The organism is Rossellomorea aquimaris (assembly GCF_000935355.1).
In the GTDB taxonomy this organism is placed as follows: Bacteria; Bacillota; Bacilli; order Bacillales; family Bacillaceae_B; genus Rossellomorea; species Rossellomorea aquimaris_B.
Genome location: NZ_JXZC01000003.1, coordinates 22,799 through 40,605, shown reverse-complemented (window position 1 = coordinate 40,605; position 17,807 = coordinate 22,799). Strand labels below are relative to the sequence as shown.

Genomic DNA, 17,807 nt, shown 5'->3' with positions numbered 1-17,807 from the left:
TTTTTTGCGCAAAAATTGTGAACAAATCCGCTCTAAAGGTCCGTCCCTCTACTCAAAAAACGTCTGATACTTCGTTGCCATTTCTGTTAGTTTTCCGTTATGTTCATCGATAAATTCAGATACGGCTTTTTTGTCCCAGATGGCCTCTCCCGTTGGGAATTCTTCAAATTCATCTTGGAGGTTCTTGACCATTTTGTCCCTTGAGACGGATACCAAGGATTCGTCTATTTGAAAGTGATATTCTTGGGCATTCGGAACGAGAAGGGTCAGGTAGATGGCGTTGTAATAAAAGTTCTTCTTATCGGCATGGTTACCATCAAACCAAAATTCATCCACGTCATTTTGAGAAAGGCTCCCTTCTTTTCCATAGGTCACCTTCACCATTTCTCCTGAAAGATCGATTTCCTGAATGGTTTCTCCACCGGGCAATTCCTGAAGGATCGCACTGACCTTGGAGTTATCCCCGACATAGGTTCCGCTGTTTTCTTTTAACGTATCAACGTTCACATCTTCTATTGAAGTGATATTCGACTTTTCACCAGTGCTTGCACATCCTGTTAAGAACATCATCAAGGAAAGAAACAACATGCTCACTAATTTATTGAAAATCATCGTAGCCCTCCAGATCCTGTTTGTATGTAATACGAAAACCATGTCTTTATGGTTTCATATTTTAACATAAATACCCAATAGAAAAACCACCCCGCATCATAACGAGGTGGTCCCTTTTCATTTATTTAAAAACAGGATCTTTAAACTGAGCTAATTTTTCCAATGACGATTTATCCACTTCTTCATGAAGGCTGTTACCATGGGAATCCATAGTCACAACGGCCGTGAAGCCTTCCACATTCAGGTGCCACATGGCTTCAGGAATACCGAACTGCATCAGATCCACACCGTCTACGCCCTTGATACAATCTGCGTAGTACTGCGCCGCTCCACCGATTGCATTCAGGTAAACACCGCCATGATCTTTCAGGGCAGCAAGTGTTTTCGGACCCATTCCGCCTTTCCCGATGACGGCGCGGATGCCGAATCTCTTCATGATATCCCCTTGATAAGGCTCCTCACGAATCGATGTCGTCGGACCGGCAGCTTTCACGTGCCAGTTCCCTTCATCGTCCTTCAGCATGACCGGACCACAGTGATAGATGACTTGTCCATCAAGATCCACTGGCGCATCATTCTCACTCAAGTGTTTGTGTATCGCGTCACGTCCAGTGTACATGCGGCCGTTGATTTGAACCACGTCTCCCACTTTCAGCTCACGGATTTTCTCTTCCGTGATCGGAGCTTGAAGTACCACAACGTTTGGCTGTTCACCGGATGAAGCTGCTGCCGTTTCAAGCTCAGCTTCAGAACCTTGCGTCAAGTCGATCTTTTCGCCTTCCTGGTAGAACCATTCGTCGATCGCACCTGAATTCACATCAAGCTTCACACCTAAGCGACGGAATGCCCAGCAGTTATACGCAACGGATACGAAGAAGCTTGCAGGAATACGGTTCATCACTCCAACCTTACACCCAAGAAGCGTCGTTTCACCGCCGAATCCCATGGTTCCGATTCCAAGCTCATTTGCATTTTCCATTACATACTCTTCTAACTTGCGAAGATCTTCATTCGCATTCACATCATCAACGGAACGGAATAGTTGTTCTTTTGCCAGATCATAGCCCGAAGAACGGTCCCCACCGATTCCAACTCCGATGAATCCGGCGCTGCAGCCTTGTCCCTGTGCCTGATAAACAGAATGCATCACGCATTTACGGATTCCGTCCAGATCACGTCCGGCACGGCCCAGTCCTTCTAGCTCACACGGAAGGCTGTACTGAATGTTTTTATTTTCACAACCGCCGCCCTTTAAGATCAGGCGTGCATCGATATAATCCTTTTCCCACTGCTCAAACTTGATGACCGGAGTCCCTAAGCCAAGATTGTCTCCAGAGTTTGCCCCAGTCAATGAATCAACGGAGTTTGGACGAAGCTTCCCGTCCTTCGTCGCCTGTACCATGGCAGCATAGATCGCTTCTTTGATTTCAAGCTGATTCACGCCGACGGGTGTTTTTATTTTAAAAGTCGGAAGTCCTGTATCCTGACAAATCGGTGATACATTGTCATCCGCCATCTTTACGTTATTTGAAATCGTGTCCAGACTCATCGCCGCTCGTGTTCCAGCGTTCTCACGGGCTTTCGCCGAGCGGATCGCACGTCGTACATCCTTTGGCAGGTTCGTGGAAGTTTCCACAATCAAATCGTACATACTTTGCTGTAATGTCTCTTTATTCATCGTTCTCCCCCTCTAAAGATCTCAAAAACAGTCTTAATTTTCATACATCATTATACTCCTATAAGATTAAGATTGAAAGGGATTTCACAATGGAATTTCCTTCTCGAAATAACAGGAAACCTCATCTTCTTCCTTATGGATATATCCGTTCTTTTGGTAAAATCGAATCGCATCCGCCCAGTGCTTGTTGGTTTCGAGAATGAGTGTGCGTGCACCGAGAGAATAAGCTTTTTCTTCCAGAAATTTAAGCATGATGCGGCCGAGACCGCGTTTCCTGTATGAGGATTGGACTGACATTCTTACAATCTGATACGTCTCGTCTGATTCTTTTCGAATCGCTCCTGTACAGATGATGTCGTCGCCCTCTTTTCCTACAAAAAAATGATGCTGCGTGCCGTCATACTCTACGGATATGTCATGAATATCGGGATTCAAGGTGTGATCGATGAAGCCGAACCGTTCAAGGAAGCCGGACAGGATCACGTCTTTGGCCTGCTCGCATTGGTGTTTTTCGATGGGTGTGATGATCATGGGGATGAGTCGCTCCTTTAACAATGGATGTTTTTATTAAAGTTTGACGTTTAAGCGGAGATTTCCTGCTTGTGCATGCTTGTCTTATTGACTGCATAAGATGGAGGGACGGACCTTCCAAGGAAGGTCCGTCCCTCAAAAAAATAAGAGCCCCATCCAGGACTCCTACTCACTTTTCTTAAATTGCTCGCATTTCACTTCTATATCATCGATCATGGCGATCAGGCGATCGATATCGTCAATGTCAGCTTGTTCGGGATCGATTGAGTCCAGAACGTCGACGAATAGGTTAAGGCGCTGTTTTAAATAGCTCACTTGTGAGTCTTTATCGTTGATAGCTTTACCCAAGAGTTCTCTCTCCTTTCAATACGTTTACTATGGTAACCAATAACTTTCGGATTGACAAGGGCTGGGCGTTTCTCAATAATGAATAGGTGACTTAAACATAAAGGAGCTTTTACGAATGAAAACTGACCTTCTCTCCAAGAAAATGTCGATTGACCATGATCCTTGGGAGGCTTACTTAGATGTGGATCAGCATGGTGATATCACGCTTTCCAATATAGAATTCACTACCACAACGCTCTGTAACATGAGATGTGAACATTGCGCCGTCGGTTATACCCTCTCGCCGAAGGATCCAAGCGCCCTTCCCATTGAAATGATTCTCGAGAAGCTCGACGATATTAAAACACTTCGTTCCCTTAGTATTACCGGCGGAGAGCCGATGATGTCCAAGAAATCCGTTGAAAATTATGTAATGCCCTTACTCAAGTATGCACATGCGAGAGGCGTACATACCCAAATCAACTCCAATCTGACTCTGGATCTGGACCGGTATTTATTGATTGCCCCTTACCTGGATGTCCTGCACATCTCACATAACTGGGGAACGATTGATGAGTTCATCGATGTCGGCTTTGCCAATATGGAACGGAAGCCAACGAGGGAGCAGCGCCGTAAACTCTTTGACCGCATGATTGAAAACAGCCGCGCCCTATCTGAGCGGGGAGTGCTCGTATCGGCCGAAACCATGTTGAATAAAAACACCCTGCCCTACCTGGAGAAAATCCATCGTCAGGTAGTAGACGAAATGAAGTGTGGCCGTCACGAAATTCACCCAATGTACCCGTCGGATTTCGCGTCAAGCCTTGAAACTCTTTCATTGGAAGAAACCAGGCAAGCAATCAGAAATATTCTGTCCTATCGTGATGAAAATGTGTGGATGCTGTTTGGAACACTGCCATTTTATCCATGCAGCTCTTCACAAGAAGACTTGAATTTTCTGACGGAACTCTATGCCGCTAAAAATGTCAGCGTCCGTAATGATCCCGACGGCCGTTCCCGCCTAAACGTCAATATTTTCACCGGTGATGTCATCGTCACTGACTTCGGCGACACACCACCACTTGGAAATATAACAAAGGATGCGCTTCCTGCCATTTTTGAAAAGTGGAAAGAACAGCCTCTTGCGAAAGAGTTGAACTGTCACTGCCCTATGGCCCGCTGCCTTGGACCGAACGTCCTGGTGAAGTCTATGTACTATGAAGATGTTGACTTTTCGAAGCGTGAAGCGAAGATTTCCCGATAAAAACAGTGTAAAAGCTCAAATCTATTATGGATTTGGGCTTTTTTATGAAAACCGGGATCTGATTTCTTATCATTACACCAAATACCCATTTCAAACATGCCACTAAAATAGCCCTTCTTCCCCAGCACAAGGTCCGTCCCTAAATATCACATTCCCAAACCCAAGGTCCGTCCCTCTCCAAACAAAAAAAAGAAAGCACAACGGACATTCATCCGGTGTGCTTTTATCCGATTGGGCCGCGGTTATTTTCTTTCACGGGTTGATCAATCTTCTGTAGTACTGGGTCCATTGAGTTATAGTTTTGATTTTTGAGGCTTTCGGCATATACTTTAGCCCTTTTCGCTCCGAACCAAATTCTCATTGCCGTGTACGCAATCAGGATCCCACCAAAAATAAGTAGATACTCCATGATATCCCTCCTTCAATTCTGAATATTCTAATTATTATAACATATCAAAGAAAATAATAAAAGAGTGAAATTAAGGTTTACCCCACTTCACTCTTCTTCAAACATTTATCTAGGTGTTTCGCTTGCCATGAAGCCGAAATGTACGTGATCCTGGATGGGAATAAACGCTCCGACTCCTTGGGAAGTTACGTTTTTCACGACGATGGAGCGTTTTGTACCCTTCATCACAAGGAACACTTCACCGTAGGTTACTTTTCCTTTTTCATTAATCGCCGGTGCATAGGCGTATAGGTAACCAAGTCGTTTCGGTGAAATATTGTACACCTGATCCTTCTTCGTTCCTGCTCCAACGATGGTTTGGAATGCGAGTGGCAGTTTGGATTTATCCATGGCTTTGATGAGCATCATTTTCTCCACATCTTCTGCATGCGGAACTTTTGCCGTGAGCCCGCCCTTCACAACTTTTTGTGCTTCTTGAACGTAATGAATTTGATAGTTGGATTTTCCGCCACGATTATCGAAATAGTTCGTGTTGACCTTCTGATACTCCCAATTTGGAGAAGTCTCCGTTGAGGCATAATTTAATGGCCATTCACCTAAATAGATGGTTGCACGTAATCCAATCGTCGGTGCTTTATTCATCGTGGATTCGTTAAGAATGCGAATCAGGTTCGGATTTTCAATTTTGACATTAGATGTTTCAATTAATTCCTGAGACCATTCGCTCGGTTGAAGATACGGTTGATCCTGTGTAGAATTGGGATACGTATTTTCCTTGGCGATATTTAAAACCGAATTCGGGACCTTCACACTGGTATCTTCACTTGCTTGCGGAGCTTTCTCCGTTGTTTTCGGTGCTTTGTCATCTGCTTTTTTAGGGCTATTTTCAGCATGGATACCAGTTGTTGCAACAAAAAATACGAGAATGATCATAAGGACAGTGCGCATGATTTTCATAAAATTAACTCCTTTCAAGCTTTAGGGTTTGCCGTTAGTTTTTCCTAGTTGAAATAGCTTATCCCAAAAACTTTATTTGAAAGAATATTTACAAAATTCAAATATTAATTTATACTATGATTGAAAAGAAAACAGTCGGGCATACTGACCGTTTTCAATCATTCCTACATTCCCTAAAAAAGCAGCGGAGTTCAATCATGAACTCCGCTGCTTTTTATTATAGTAGATAAAATCCGATTCCCATGATGAAATAGGCTGCAAGTAGTGTCAGTCCTTCAAACCAGTTCGTTTCCCCGTCATTGGATATGACGATCGTGACAAGTACCGCTGATACCATGGCCACAAGTTCCGGTAATGTAAATACCAACGGCATGCTCGTTTCAAAAAACAGTGAAATCAATACCAGTACCGGCGCTACAAACATCGCGATCTGCAAGGTCGATCCGACTGCAATCTCCACAGCGATATCCATCTTATTTTTATAAGCCATAATGATCGCCGACGCATGCTCGGCAGCGTTTCCGACGATGGCTACGATGATGACCCCGATGAAGAGCTCGCTCCAGCCGAATGTGTTCCCGACCTCTTCAAAGGTATGGACGAGGCGTTCCGATACATAGGCGACGGCTGCTGTAGAGGCGGCAAGGATCAGCAATGCTTTCCCTTTACTCCACTCCGGCTCTTCATGAGCGTGCGCACCTTCTTCGCCTTCATGCTGATACACCCCGCGGTGAGTCACTAATTTAAAGAATAAGGCAAATAAATAGAGAGCGATTAAAATAACGGACACACCAATCGAAAGGGACATGGTCTTCGCTTCGTTCATATCCTGGGCGAATACTTCAGGAATGACGAAAGCCACGATGATTGCAAACATGAGCAGCCCCGAGTTGTGCCGGGCATCAAACACGTTGAACTTCTGACGTTTGAACTTGATCCCCCCTACAAAAAAGGACAACCCTGCAACGAGGAGTAGATTTCCAAGCACGGATCCAGTCAAGGACGCCAGCACGACGCCGACCAAACCAGCTTTTAACGCAAAAATAGAAATGATGAGTTCAACTGCGTTTCCAAAGGTCGCGTTCAGTAATCCCCCAATACGGGGTCCCGATACCACAGCCAAGCTCTCCGTCGATCTTCCCATGAAGGCAGCAAGGGCAATGATCGTCACACAGTAAATCACGAACATAATCACATTGGGCCAATGAAGCAGTGAACCGATGACTGAGATCGGCACTCCTGCAAATACAAGCAGTGCAAATATTTTGTTCATGTGTAAGATCCTTCTTTCTCAAAGAAAATTTGTTTAAATCAAGTGAGATTAGACACATTATAGATAGAACCCAATTAGGAGGTACCATCCATGGCACAAAACTTAAAAGATAAGATCGTTGAGCTGTTTTCCAACCATAAAACGGGCACCCTTGCCACGATTCGAGACAACAAGCCGTATTCACGCTTTATGAAGTTCTACCATGAAGACCTTACTCTTTACACCGCAACCAATGAGCATGCACACAAAGCGGAAGACATCGCACAAAACCCTCATGTTCATATTCTTCTCGGTCATGACCGCGATTCCGATCATGAGCACTATGTAGAAATCGAAGCAGAGGCCAGCGTCGAAGAATCCAAAGAGCTGAAAGAAAAATTCTGGAACGACCAACTCAAATCCTGGATCGCAAGCCCCGACGACCCGGAATACATGCTCCTCAAACTCACACCCAAAACCATCCTCTACTACGAAAAAACAGGCAAAGAACCACAGGAACTAAGCCTGTAGAGGCCACCTGAAGAGTACCAGAAGAGGGACGGACCTTCAATCAGATAAGAACCTTGTTTGATGGGACTTATGCTGATTTGGAGGTCCGTCCTTTAATCGTTTACTGTGTTGAGGGACGGACCTTCATCTGGTTATAAGTATTGATAGAATAGGGATTAAACTGATTTGAGGTCCGTCCCTCAAAATCTTACTGCACCAACTCAAACGTCTCTTCGATTTTGATGCTGTCCTGAACGGATTGGACCATGGAGCAGTTTTTTCGGGTGAGCTTCATGGCTTTTTCGATTTTTGCTTCATTAAGGTCCGTCCCTTTGATGGTGAAGTGAAGGGAGATCGCTTCGACTCTGTTTGCTTCCTCTTCGTTACGGGTTACGTCGGCTTTGATATGTATGTCTTCGAATTCGATGCGCATTTTCTCCAGTACTTTGCGGAGCACTCCCCCGCTGCATACGGCTACGGATGAAACCAATAATTGGAATGGACGAAAGCCATACTCTTCGTTACCCGAAACCTCCAGCTTCCCAAACCCTAAATCTGTGTAAAATCCGCCTTCTTGCATGTTAAATTCCATTTTCACTTCATTCCTTCCTTATTATGTTAGTAGATGTTTTGATTTTACTCTATTCGTTTCGTATTGCCAAACATTCAAATTGGGGGTACCATCTAAGAAGTAATCATAAACGATTGGGAGTTTTTACAAATGAATCAAACACTAACCTTCCGTTTTTGGGTCCTTGTCGGAATCGTCGCGATTTCCGGATTCTCACAAGGGATGCTCCTGCCGTTAATCGCCATCATATTCGAACAGGACGGCGTTTCTTCCTCCCTGAACGGATTGAACGCAACCGCATTATATATAGGAATCTTACTTGCCTCTCCTTTAATGGAAAGACCACTTCAGAAAATCGGATACAAACCGATGATCATCATCGGGGGAATCGTGGTTGCAGCATCACTCCTGCTATTCCCGGTTTGGAAATCCTTCTGGTTCTGGTTCTTCCTTCGTCTTTGTATCGGAGTCGGCGATCACATGTTGCACTTCGCCACCCAGACTTGGATCACATCGTTTTCACCGAAAGAACATCGCGGACGTAACATATCGATCTACGGGGTTTCTTTTGGAGTCGGTTTTGCCGTGGGACCGATGATGACACAGCTCATCACCATCCATCAAGCACTGCCATTCATCATCTCTTCTTTATTAAGCCTGACGGTGTGGATGTTCGTCTTTAAATTACAAAACGAATTTCCCGAGCAGCAAAATATCGGCAGTGCCTCGTTCCTTGGATCGTTCCAGCGCTTCGGAAAGGTTCTCAAATATGCATGGGTCGCCCTGCTGCCTCCATTGGGATACGGGTTCCTGGAAGCTTCATTAAATGGGAACTTCCCTGTTTTCGCCCTGCGAAACGGCCTTTCCATTGAAGCCGTCGCCATCCTCCTGCCTGCATTTGCAGTGGGAAGTATCATCTCACAGGTCCCACTCGGGATTCTTAGTGACAAATACGGAAGACAAAATGTCCTGCTTATCGTCATGATGATCGGCTTCCTCTGTTTTTCCGCTGCAGGAATCGTGGCAGAGTCCACTCTGGGCTTATTCATCTGCTTTACGTTAGCCGGGATGGCCGTCGGATCGACTTTTTCACTCGGTATTAGTTATATGACGGATCTTTTGCCAAAAGAATTACTTCCTGCCGGAAACATCATGTGCGGGATTTTCTTCAGCTTTGGAAGCATGATCGGTCCATTCGTTGGCGGAATCACCATCGACTGGTTCAAAGGCTCAAGTTTTTTCTATCTGATCGCATGCATGATGCTAATGATTTTTGTGAGCTTACTCGTCTTCTCCCTTCAAAATAGACGTGGAGAAATAACCCAGAATAATTAGCACAAAACTCTTTCCATTCTCATATACTTGTGATAGGATTAGATTATAATAATTATAAATTACTAACTTCATATAAAATCAACTAAGAGCACGTGCATTTTTGCTGTCACCTTTCACCGGTGGCAGCTTTCGTCGTTTTATAGGGGTAATGACGTTGATTATTATTCTCAATGAGAATCTCGTATTTTCATTTAACAAAAAGGAGGAATACGCTATGAGCTCACAATCCAAAGCCTTATCCATGGGGACACCAAATGAAAAAATAAACTTCTTTGAAAAAATAAAGCCTCATGCAGAACTGATCGCAGCACTGGTCAGTGGTGTGTTTATTTTATTGGGATGGTTGACGTCAAACGACGACTCCACCTTAAGCATCATCTTCTATCTCCTTGCCTTTGCCATCGGAGGGTTCGCCAAAGCCAAAGAAGGAATAGAAGAAACCATTGAAAACAAAGAACTGAATGTAGAAATGTTGATGATTTTTGCCGCAGTGGGATCTGCCATCATCGGTTATTGGACAGAGGGCGCCATCCTCATCTTCATCTTCGCAGTCAGCGGCGCACTTGAAACGTATACAATGAACAAAAGTCAGAAGGAAATCTCAGCACTCATGCAGCTTCAGCCTGAAGAAGCATGGCTCGTGACAGGATCTGGTGAAAAGAAAGTCCACGTTTCAAGTCTTGAAATCGGCGACCATATTTTAATTAAACCAGGTGAACGCGTGCCAACGGACGGTGTTGTCGTTAAGGGCACGACTTCCATTGACGAAGCAGCCATATCAGGCGAAGCCGTCCCAGTCACCAAAGGTCAAAAAGATGAAGTTTTTGCTGGGACCGTCAACATCAACGGGGCCATCACGGTTGAAATGACCAAGCCGAGCAGCGAAACCCTATTCCAAAAAATCATTGATCTTGTGCAATCCGCCCAAAGCGAGAAATCGCCTTCACAGCAGTTCATCGAACGCTTTGAAGGAACCTATGTAAAAGTCGTGCTTGCCGTTGTCTTCCTGATGATGTTCCTTCCCCACTTCTTCCTCGGGTGGAGCTGGACGGAAACATTCTACCGGGCAATGGTCCTGCTCGTGGTCGCTTCTCCTTGTGCACTGGTTGCCGCGATCATGCCGGCGAGTTTATCGGCGATTTCTAACGGTGCCCGTCATGGAATCCTTTTTAAAGGCGGCGCCCACTTGGAAAACCTGAGCAACATCAAAGCGATTGCCTTTGATAAAACGGGTACGTTGACGAATGGAAAACCAGTTGTGACGGATATAGTGGTTGCGGATCATGTGGATGAGCGTGAAGTGTTGAAGGCCGTTGCTTCGATTGAAAATCAGTCCAATCATCCACTCGCTCAAGCCATCGTTCGCCACGCAACACACGAGTTAAAACTGGAAATCTTCCAGCCCGATTCCCTCGAAGACGTATCCGGATGGGGAGTCAAAGCGCTTGTTGACGGAGCCGAATGGAAGATCGGGAAAGCAGACTTTGTGGATAAAGTGTTAGCAGAACAATTTATGGATGGTGCCTTTGAACGAATCGCTTCGGAAGGAAAAACAACGGTCTTCGTCGCCAGAGAGAATGAAATTGTCGCTTTGATCGCACTGAAAGATGTTGTGCGTAAAGAAACCATTAAAGCTTTGCAACTCCTGAAAGATGAAGGCGTCCAAACCATCATGCTGACGGGTGACAATGAAAAAACGGCCCGTGCCATCGCCGAAGAAGCCAAAGTTGCCTCTTTCATTGCCGAATGCCTGCCGGAAACGAAAGTAGACGAACTGAAAAAGCTGAAACGCCAATTCGGTACGGTCGGAATGGTCGGTGACGGAATCAACGACGCGCCGGCACTTGCAACGGCCAACGTAGGCATCGCCATGGGTGAAGGAACCGACGTCGCCCTGGAAACAGCCGATGTCGTGCTGATGAAAAATGACCTTACCCGTATTGCTGAAGCCATTAAGCTCTCGAAAAAAATGAAGCGGATCGTCCAGCAAAATGTAGTCTTTTCCATCGCTGTGATCATGTTGTTGATTGCATCGAACTTCCTGCAAATCCTGGATCTGCCCTATGGTGTGATCGGCCATGAAGGTAGCACGATTTTGGTAATCTTGAATGGGTTACGATTGTTGAAATAATGTTGATAAGCATCCAATCTTTAGGGATTGGGTGCTTTTATTGTGAAATTGTTTAGTGTCAGTCCAGCGATTTTCTGACACTTATCCACACCCCTATTTCATTTCACCCTAAAACAAATCAACCATTTCCACCTCCTGAACATTATCCACAATCCACACCGAATGATTCCCTTTAATCCTCCCACTACTAAACAACCAGAATAGTTATCCACACCCCTTGGAACAACCCCTACCCTACCAAGGTCCGTCCCTCCAACTAATAATATTTTACTAAAATAATATTTTGTTGTTGCTTTCTTGAAAGGGATATCATAAAATGTGTTTAGTTAGTGCAAACGGTTGCATCTATTTTCATGTTACATAGCACTCTAATGATCAAGACGCACCAATCAGCATTTCTTTTAATATGAAATGTAAACGCACACATGTCATTCAATGTAAAAGATATAGACAAATAGATTGATCTTAAAGGAGGAAACGGGTTTATGAAGAATTTATTGTCGTTTGATTTTTGGCAGAAGTTCGGGAAAGCATTGCTAGTGGTCGTGGCCGTCATGCCAGCTGCAGGAATCATGATTTCCATCGGTAAGTTGATTGCAATGATGGGTGGAGACATCACTTTAGTGCAAACGATTGCAAGAGTTATGGAGGATATCGGTTGGGGAATCATCACCAATCTTCACATCCTGTTCGCAGTAGCCATCGGTGGCTCGTGGGCGAAAGAACGTGCGGGCGGTGCCTTCGCTGCATTGATCGCCTTCGTTCTGATCAACCGTATTACCGGAGCGATCTTCGGAGTCAATGGAGATATGCTTGGGGATCCCGAAGCAACGGTCTCTTCCCTTTTTGGACAAACATTAATTGTTTCTGATTATTTCACATCGGTTCTTGGTGCACCTGCTTTAAACATGGGTGTATTCGTCGGGATCATCTCAGGTTTCTTAGGGGCCAACCTTTTCAACAAATATTATAACTACGATAAATTGCCGGATGCCCTTTCCTTCTTTAACGGAAAACGCTTCGTACCATTCGTCGTTATTGTAGGTTCTGTTGTAATCGCTGTCGTGATGTCTATTGTATGGCCATTCATCCAAGGACTGCTCAATGACTTCGGTCAATGGATCGCAACATCCCGTAACACAGCACCAATCATTGCGCCATTCATTTTCGGTGCGTTAGAGCGTCTATTATTACCATTCGGTTTGCATCATATGCTAACGGTTCCAATCAACTACACGGAACTCGGCGGAACGTACAAGATCCTGACTGGTTCAGGTGCAGGTTCCACAGTTGCCGGTCAAGATCCACTTTGGTTAGCTTGGATCGCCGACTTAAATAACTTCTTGGCTGCAGGAGATACAGAAAGCTACAAACAATTATTAAATGACGTTACACCTGCACGTTTCAAAGTAGGTCAAATGATTTTATCCACAGCTGCTTTAATCGGTATCGCTTATGCCATGTACCGCAATGTGGATAAAGATAAGAAGAAAAAATACAAATCTATGTTCCTATCAGCTGGTTTAGCTGTATTCTTAACAGGTGTTACAGAGCCAATCGAATTCATGTTCATGTTCGCTGCCCCACTTTTATACGTGGTGTATGCCATCATGACGGGACTTGCTTTCGCGATTGTGGATATCGTCAACATCCGCGTTCACTCATTTGGATCCATCGAGCTATTGACTCGTGTTCCGATGATCATCAAAGCCGGCCTATGGGTCGACCTTGTGAACTTTGTGATTGCTTGTATCGTATTCTTTGGTCTTAACTTCACGGTTGCCAACTTCTTAATCAAAAAGTTCAACTTCCCGACACCGGGTCGTAACGGAAACTACATTGAAGATGAAGCAACTACCGGCGGCGGCACTGTAAGTAAAGATTCCATCGCACCGAAAGTCGTTGCCATGCTTGGTGGAAAAGACAACATCGTAGACGTCGATGCATGTATGACCCGCCTTCGTGTAACTGTAAAAGACACAAGCCTTGTTGGAACTGAACAGGAATGGAAGAAAAACGGAGCACTGGGACTGATCCTGAAAGACAAAGGCGTACAAGCCATCTATGGTCCTAAAGCAGACGTCATCAAGTCTGACATTCAAGATCTGTTGGGAGCGTAATACATGAAATTACTCACGTTGAATTGTCACTCATGGCAAGAAGACAACCAACTCGGGAAAATCTCGATCCTGGCACATGACATCGCGGAAAAATCCTACGATGTCATCGCCCTCCAGGAAGTCAGTCAGCTGATCGAAAGTGAACCAGTGGAGGGCTTAGTTAAAAAAGACAATTTTGCCCTTGTCCTTCTTGGGGAACTGGAGAAACTTGGCGTGACGGATTATTCACTCGTATGGGACTTCGCTCATATAGGGTACGACGTCTATGAAGAAGGTGTCGCCATCTTAACGAAGCACCCGGTCGTTGAAGAACACCGCTTCTTCATCTCAAAAAGTCATGACCAATCCTACTGGAAAACCCGTAAAATCGTAGGGGCCACGATTTCATATGAAGGAAAGGCCCTCACCTTCTACTCCTGCCACCTCGGCTGGTGGACGGATGAAGAAGAACCGTTCAAGTTTCAGGTTGACTCATTGATCGAGCAACTCACTCCTGAATCCCCCTTCTTTTTAATGGGCGACTTCAATAATAATGCATGGGTTCGTGAGGAAGGGTATGATTATCTTCTTTCAAAAGGGCTCCTGGACACATTTGATGAAGCCGATGAACGGGACAGCGGTGTCACCGTTGAAGGGAAGATTGCCGGATGGGATGAGAATAAGGTCGATTTGAGGATTGATCTTGTGTTATCCAGTGAGAAAGTGGATGTCCGGTCGTCCCGGGTCATCTTTAATGATGTGAATAAGCCTGTTGTTTCGGATCACTTCGGGGTTGAAGTGGTGTTGGGTGATTGGGTAGGCAGCTGATCTTGGATTGGCTGCTTTTTTTGTGTGGTTTTGATTGGGGTTGGGGGTTGTTTTTCGGGGAGTTTGGGTGGGAAATGGGTGTGTGATGGGTTTGAGAGTAGTTTTTGGTTGGGTGGTTATTTGCGCTATGAGATTTATCTGCCATTCTAGGAATTTACCTGCCAAAATCTCATTTTATCTGCCATTTTACATCTCTCGACAAAAAACGCAAAGTTGCACTACTCGACTGAACGCTCAGTCAAAAGGTCAATCGGTCCCTACCTCATCCGCCCCCCCACTCAAAGCCCAAAAAAAGTACAGCACCCAAAGGCGCTGTACTTTATTTCCTACTTCAACTCCACATTATCAATGACTACATCATGGGCATCAACCGACGACTCGGCCTTACCCAGCAGGAACTTAAGGCTTGTTGAGTCACCTACCGGCATTGTAAACGTATATTCATAACGGGTCTTATCTCCATCAAGATGAACGACTTCTGATAAAAATCGTGTATACGCGGCGTTTTCAACCGTAACCTCCATGGTCCGGTCCACCGTCGAACTCGCATCGAAGGAAAGCGTGTACTCCACTCCCCCCTCAAGCTTCAATCCTTCCTGAAAAAGCTGAACACTCCAGGTTTCGTTCCCTTCCTCCCCAATCGATATCTTCGCCTGTCCATCTTCAGAAGAAATACCAGCTGAGGCATCAAAATGGACGTAATTGCCCCAGGATTCTAAATCGGTATCAAACGATCCGTTTTGTATGACATTTGCACCCGATGGTCCCGCTTTTTTCTTGAGCTTTACGTTATCAAGCTTCACCTCATCAGTGCTACCCCCCACAAGGATGACCAGCTGCGATTCCAAATCCGTTACATCCGGCATCGTGAACGTCATAGCATGACTTTTCCAATCAGCAGTCAGAGAAATCGTCTCTGTTGCATAGACGACGTCCCCGTCCTTACTTCTCATCTCGACCTGGATATCACGTGAACTTTCGCTCGCCCCGTCAAACGTCAATTCATATTCATTTAAAGCTTTAAGCTGAACGCCTTTTTGTACTAATCCAGTATTGTCCGTTTCATTTAAAGGCTTGGCCGAAAATACCCGCTCCTCGGGATCCACTCCCATGGATGCAGCATTCTCGGAATCTACCAAGTTCCAATAAAGCAAACGATCAGGGAATCCTTGGTCAAACGTTCCATTATAAATCAGGTTCCCGCTTGGAAGGGCTGGCTTCGAAGCATCCGGATCCACTTGGACCGGAGGGATTTCTTCCACCCGGACATTTCCGAGCCAAACAGGGAGCTTGGACAAGCCGAGATTAAACTCCACACGTGCTGCAAGATCCGTCTCCTCGGTCATCTGGAATACCATTTCATAGGATTCCACCCCGTCTTTGAGTGTAAATGATTCGCTGTTTGAATAGGCACTATATCCCCTGTCTGCCCCTCCTCCAACTTTTACATTGATCGGACGTGATCCGGTCGACTTTGCATCGAAGGACACACGGTAGTACCGGCCCTTGCCAAGGGAGACGTCCTGGATCAGCTGTACCGAATAAGGCTGGCTTCCACCGTCTTCAACATCGACTTTAGCAAAATTCCTTCCCTCTACCTGATCAAGGGACACATTCGCCTTCCCTCCAAAATCAGCCACAGTCAAGAAATACCAATGATCTGTATTCGGTACTCCTGCAATCCCTTCAACGTCTTCCCATTCCTGATTAAATCCATTGTTGTAAATGAGATTACCGTCTTCAAGGGGTTGTTTCGCCTCTTCCGGTAATGGCTGCTGTTCGAATACAGGCAGCTCCGGAGTTTGATACGGTCTTCCCGTCAGATCATACACTCTCACATAGTCAACGTCCATGGACTGAGGGAACATCGTATCCTCTGTCGGTTCACCATCGAAATTCCCGCCGATCGCAACATTCAACAACATGTGGAAAGGCTGGTCGAATGGTGCAGGATACGTGAAGTTGGCCGCATTGCCTGTACCTTTGCTATACCAATTGTTTTGGGTTTGGCGGAGCTTCCCGTCCACATACCAGCGGATTTCCCCCGGCTCCCATTCAACTGAATAAACATGTTCGTCGGCAATCGTCGAGCCATCTTCAAAGGCATAGTGTGCGCCGGTATACTTATTATTCGGCCACGTTTCACCGTAATGAATCGTCCCGATCGCTTCATGTGGATTGCTTCCCTGGGCTTCTAAAATATCGATTTCCCCGGAGGCTGCCCATCCGCCATACTTATCATCTTCCGGGAGCATCCAGAACGCCGGCCAGTAGCCTTTCCCGACTGGAAGGGAGGCCTTCATTTCGAATTTCCCGAATGCTTTTGAAAAAAGGCCCTTTGTTTTTAAGCGTGCCGACGTATAGGCAAAACCTTCATATTCTTCTTTCTTTGCCGTGATCAACAGCTTTCCATCTTCTGTCCTCGCGTTTTCCGGACGGTCCGTGTAATATTGTTTTTCGTTATTCCCCCATCCTGGAACATACGCACCGCTTCCATCGGTAAAACCGTTGCCGATATCGAACGTCCACTTTCCACGATCGATCTCGGCCTGATTGAATTCATCATTCCATACGAGGGACCACGGAGAAGCAAACGAAGAGGCATCACTTGTTTCTTCTCCCTTATAGGTAATGGTGCCGTTCAAGGTTGCTTTCTCAACGTTACCCTCTCCATCGATGACCGATCCTTTACCGGACGCCGATACAGTCAGTTCCTTTACTAACGCATCCGTAGCAAGATTGACGGATGAAAGCGCGTTCAATTCCATCCGCTCTGCAACGCCGTCAAGCTCTACTTGGGACTCTCCTTTTTTACCAGAGGTTGTAATGGTTTCGAACTCGCCTTTCAAATCAGCTCTCTTCGTTTTGACCGTGGATGCCGATACGGTTACGTCCTGGAATCCAGCGGAGGTAATCTCTCTTTCTTCCAGCAATACATTTCCATCCAAAACGGCTTCTTGGACGATCGATTCTCCAGAGACGGTGATCGTGGTAGGGTGACCAGGTCCTTGAACCGATAGATTGCGTAACTCCGAATCGGACAGCTGAAGGGTATCAGGCGCTTCCCCTTTGATAATGGTCTTCCCGTGAACCGTCACGTTTTCTAGGGTAATGTTTTTTCCGGCATCAGGTGTGATCACCAGGTCGCCTTCAATCGTTTTATCAATTATTGTCGAATCTTTGAGGTGAAAAGGCTTTTCTTTCTGCGTTGCTTTCCCTATGTTTCCTGGTGTTAGACTCATGATGAGACATGCAGCGGTAAAAGAGGTGACTGCTTTTTTTAACATTGGAACGCCTCCTGTT

15 protein-coding genes are annotated in these 17,807 nt (G+C 45.5%); 6 read left to right on the top strand and 9 right to left on the bottom strand.

The window, feature by feature from the left end; all coding sequences use genetic code 11:
• Nucleotides 1–48 precede the first annotated feature (48 nt).
• The 4 genes from TV75_RS09700 to TV75_RS09685 form a co-directional block, all read right to left on the bottom strand.
• Nucleotides 49–612, bottom strand: a complete 564-nt coding sequence (locus TV75_RS09700) for a DUF4825 domain-containing protein (protein WP_044338565.1) — start codon at nt 610–612, stop codon at nt 49–51.
• A gap of 121 nt (nt 613–733) precedes the next feature.
• Nucleotides 734–2,290 (bottom strand): fumarate hydratase, encoded by a 1,557-nt coding sequence (locus TV75_RS09695; RefSeq protein ID WP_044338564.1) that lies wholly within the window; start codon nt 2,288–2,290, stop codon nt 734–736.
• Between the two features lie 84 nt (nt 2,291–2,374).
• The gene (locus TV75_RS09690) at nt 2,375–2,821 is read right to left on the bottom strand and encodes a GNAT family N-acetyltransferase (protein ID WP_044338563.1); all 447 of its coding nucleotides are present in this window, start codon (nt 2,819–2,821) and stop codon (nt 2,375–2,377) included.
• Nucleotides 2,822–2,986: 165 nt separating this feature from the next.
• Nucleotides 2,987–3,169 carry an SE1561 family protein gene (locus TV75_RS09685; RefSeq protein ID WP_034761313.1) on the bottom strand — a complete coding sequence of 61 codons (183 nt, stop codon included), beginning with the start codon at nt 3,167–3,169 and terminating at the stop codon, nt 2,987–2,989.
• Nucleotides 3,170–3,284: 115 nt separating this feature from the next.
• On the opposite strand from TV75_RS09685, the gene yfkAB reads away from it, so the two are divergent.
• The gene (gene yfkAB / locus TV75_RS09680) at nt 3,285–4,412 is read left to right on the top strand and encodes a radical SAM/CxCxxxxC motif protein YfkAB (protein ID WP_044338562.1); all 1,128 of its coding nucleotides are present in this window, start codon (nt 3,285–3,287) and stop codon (nt 4,410–4,412) included.
• 223 nt (nt 4,413–4,635) lie between these two features.
• Here yfkAB and TV75_RS09675 read toward each other — a convergent pair whose 3' ends face one another.
• The 3 genes from TV75_RS09675 to cax all read right to left on the bottom strand — a co-directional run bounded on the left by TV75_RS09675 (nt 4,636) and on the right by cax (nt 7,051).
• Nucleotides 4,636–4,821, bottom strand: coding sequence for a hypothetical protein (locus TV75_RS09675; RefSeq protein ID WP_044338561.1), 186 nt, complete (start codon nt 4,819–4,821; stop codon nt 4,636–4,638).
• Between the two features lie 105 nt (nt 4,822–4,926).
• A complete protein-coding gene (locus tag TV75_RS09670; protein ID WP_044338560.1) occupies nt 4,927–5,778 on the bottom strand; it encodes a YfkD famly protein in 852 nt (283 codons plus the stop codon).
• Nucleotides 5,779–5,995: 217 nt separating this feature from the next.
• The gene (gene cax / locus TV75_RS09665) at nt 5,996–7,051 is read right to left on the bottom strand and encodes a calcium/proton exchanger (protein WP_044338559.1); all 1,056 of its coding nucleotides are present in this window, start codon (nt 7,049–7,051) and stop codon (nt 5,996–5,998) included.
• Nucleotides 7,052–7,141: 90 nt separating this feature from the next.
• Here cax and TV75_RS09660 point away from each other — a divergent pair, with 90 nt between their 5' ends.
• Nucleotides 7,142–7,561 (top strand): pyridoxamine 5'-phosphate oxidase family protein, encoded by a 420-nt coding sequence (locus tag TV75_RS09660; RefSeq protein WP_044338558.1) that lies wholly within the window; start codon nt 7,142–7,144, stop codon nt 7,559–7,561.
• A gap of 187 nt (nt 7,562–7,748) precedes the next feature.
• Here TV75_RS09660 and TV75_RS09655 read toward each other — a convergent pair whose 3' ends face one another.
• Nucleotides 7,749–8,132, bottom strand: coding sequence for an OsmC family protein (locus TV75_RS09655; protein ID WP_044338942.1), 384 nt, complete (start codon nt 8,130–8,132; stop codon nt 7,749–7,751).
• A 129-nt stretch (nt 8,133–8,261) separates the two neighbouring features.
• Here TV75_RS09655 and TV75_RS09650 point away from each other — a divergent pair, with 129 nt between their 5' ends.
• From TV75_RS09650 to TV75_RS09635, 4 genes are all read left to right on the top strand, one after another.
• Nucleotides 8,262–9,446, top strand: coding sequence for an MFS transporter (locus tag TV75_RS09650; RefSeq protein ID WP_044338557.1), 1,185 nt, complete (start codon nt 8,262–8,264; stop codon nt 9,444–9,446).
• 214 nt (nt 9,447–9,660) lie between these two features.
• Nucleotides 9,661–11,577, top strand: a complete 1,917-nt coding sequence (locus TV75_RS09645) for a heavy metal translocating P-type ATPase (protein ID WP_044338556.1) — start codon at nt 9,661–9,663, stop codon at nt 11,575–11,577.
• A 485-nt stretch (nt 11,578–12,062) separates the two neighbouring features.
• Nucleotides 12,063–13,697 carry a PTS transporter subunit IIBC gene (locus tag TV75_RS09640; protein WP_044338555.1) on the top strand — a complete coding sequence of 545 codons (1,635 nt, stop codon included), beginning with the start codon at nt 12,063–12,065 and terminating at the stop codon, nt 13,695–13,697.
• A 3-nt stretch (nt 13,698–13,700) separates the two neighbouring features.
• Entirely contained in the window at nt 13,701–14,504 is an 804-nt protein-coding gene (locus TV75_RS09635) for an endonuclease/exonuclease/phosphatase family protein (RefSeq protein WP_044338554.1), read from the top strand.
• 326 nt (nt 14,505–14,830) lie between these two features.
• Here TV75_RS09635 and TV75_RS09630 read toward each other — a convergent pair whose 3' ends face one another.
• Nucleotides 14,831–17,791 carry a carbohydrate binding domain-containing protein gene (locus TV75_RS09630; RefSeq protein ID WP_052504507.1) on the bottom strand — a complete coding sequence of 987 codons (2,961 nt, stop codon included), beginning with the start codon at nt 17,789–17,791 and terminating at the stop codon, nt 14,831–14,833.
• Nucleotides 17,792–17,807: the final 16 nt, after the last annotated feature.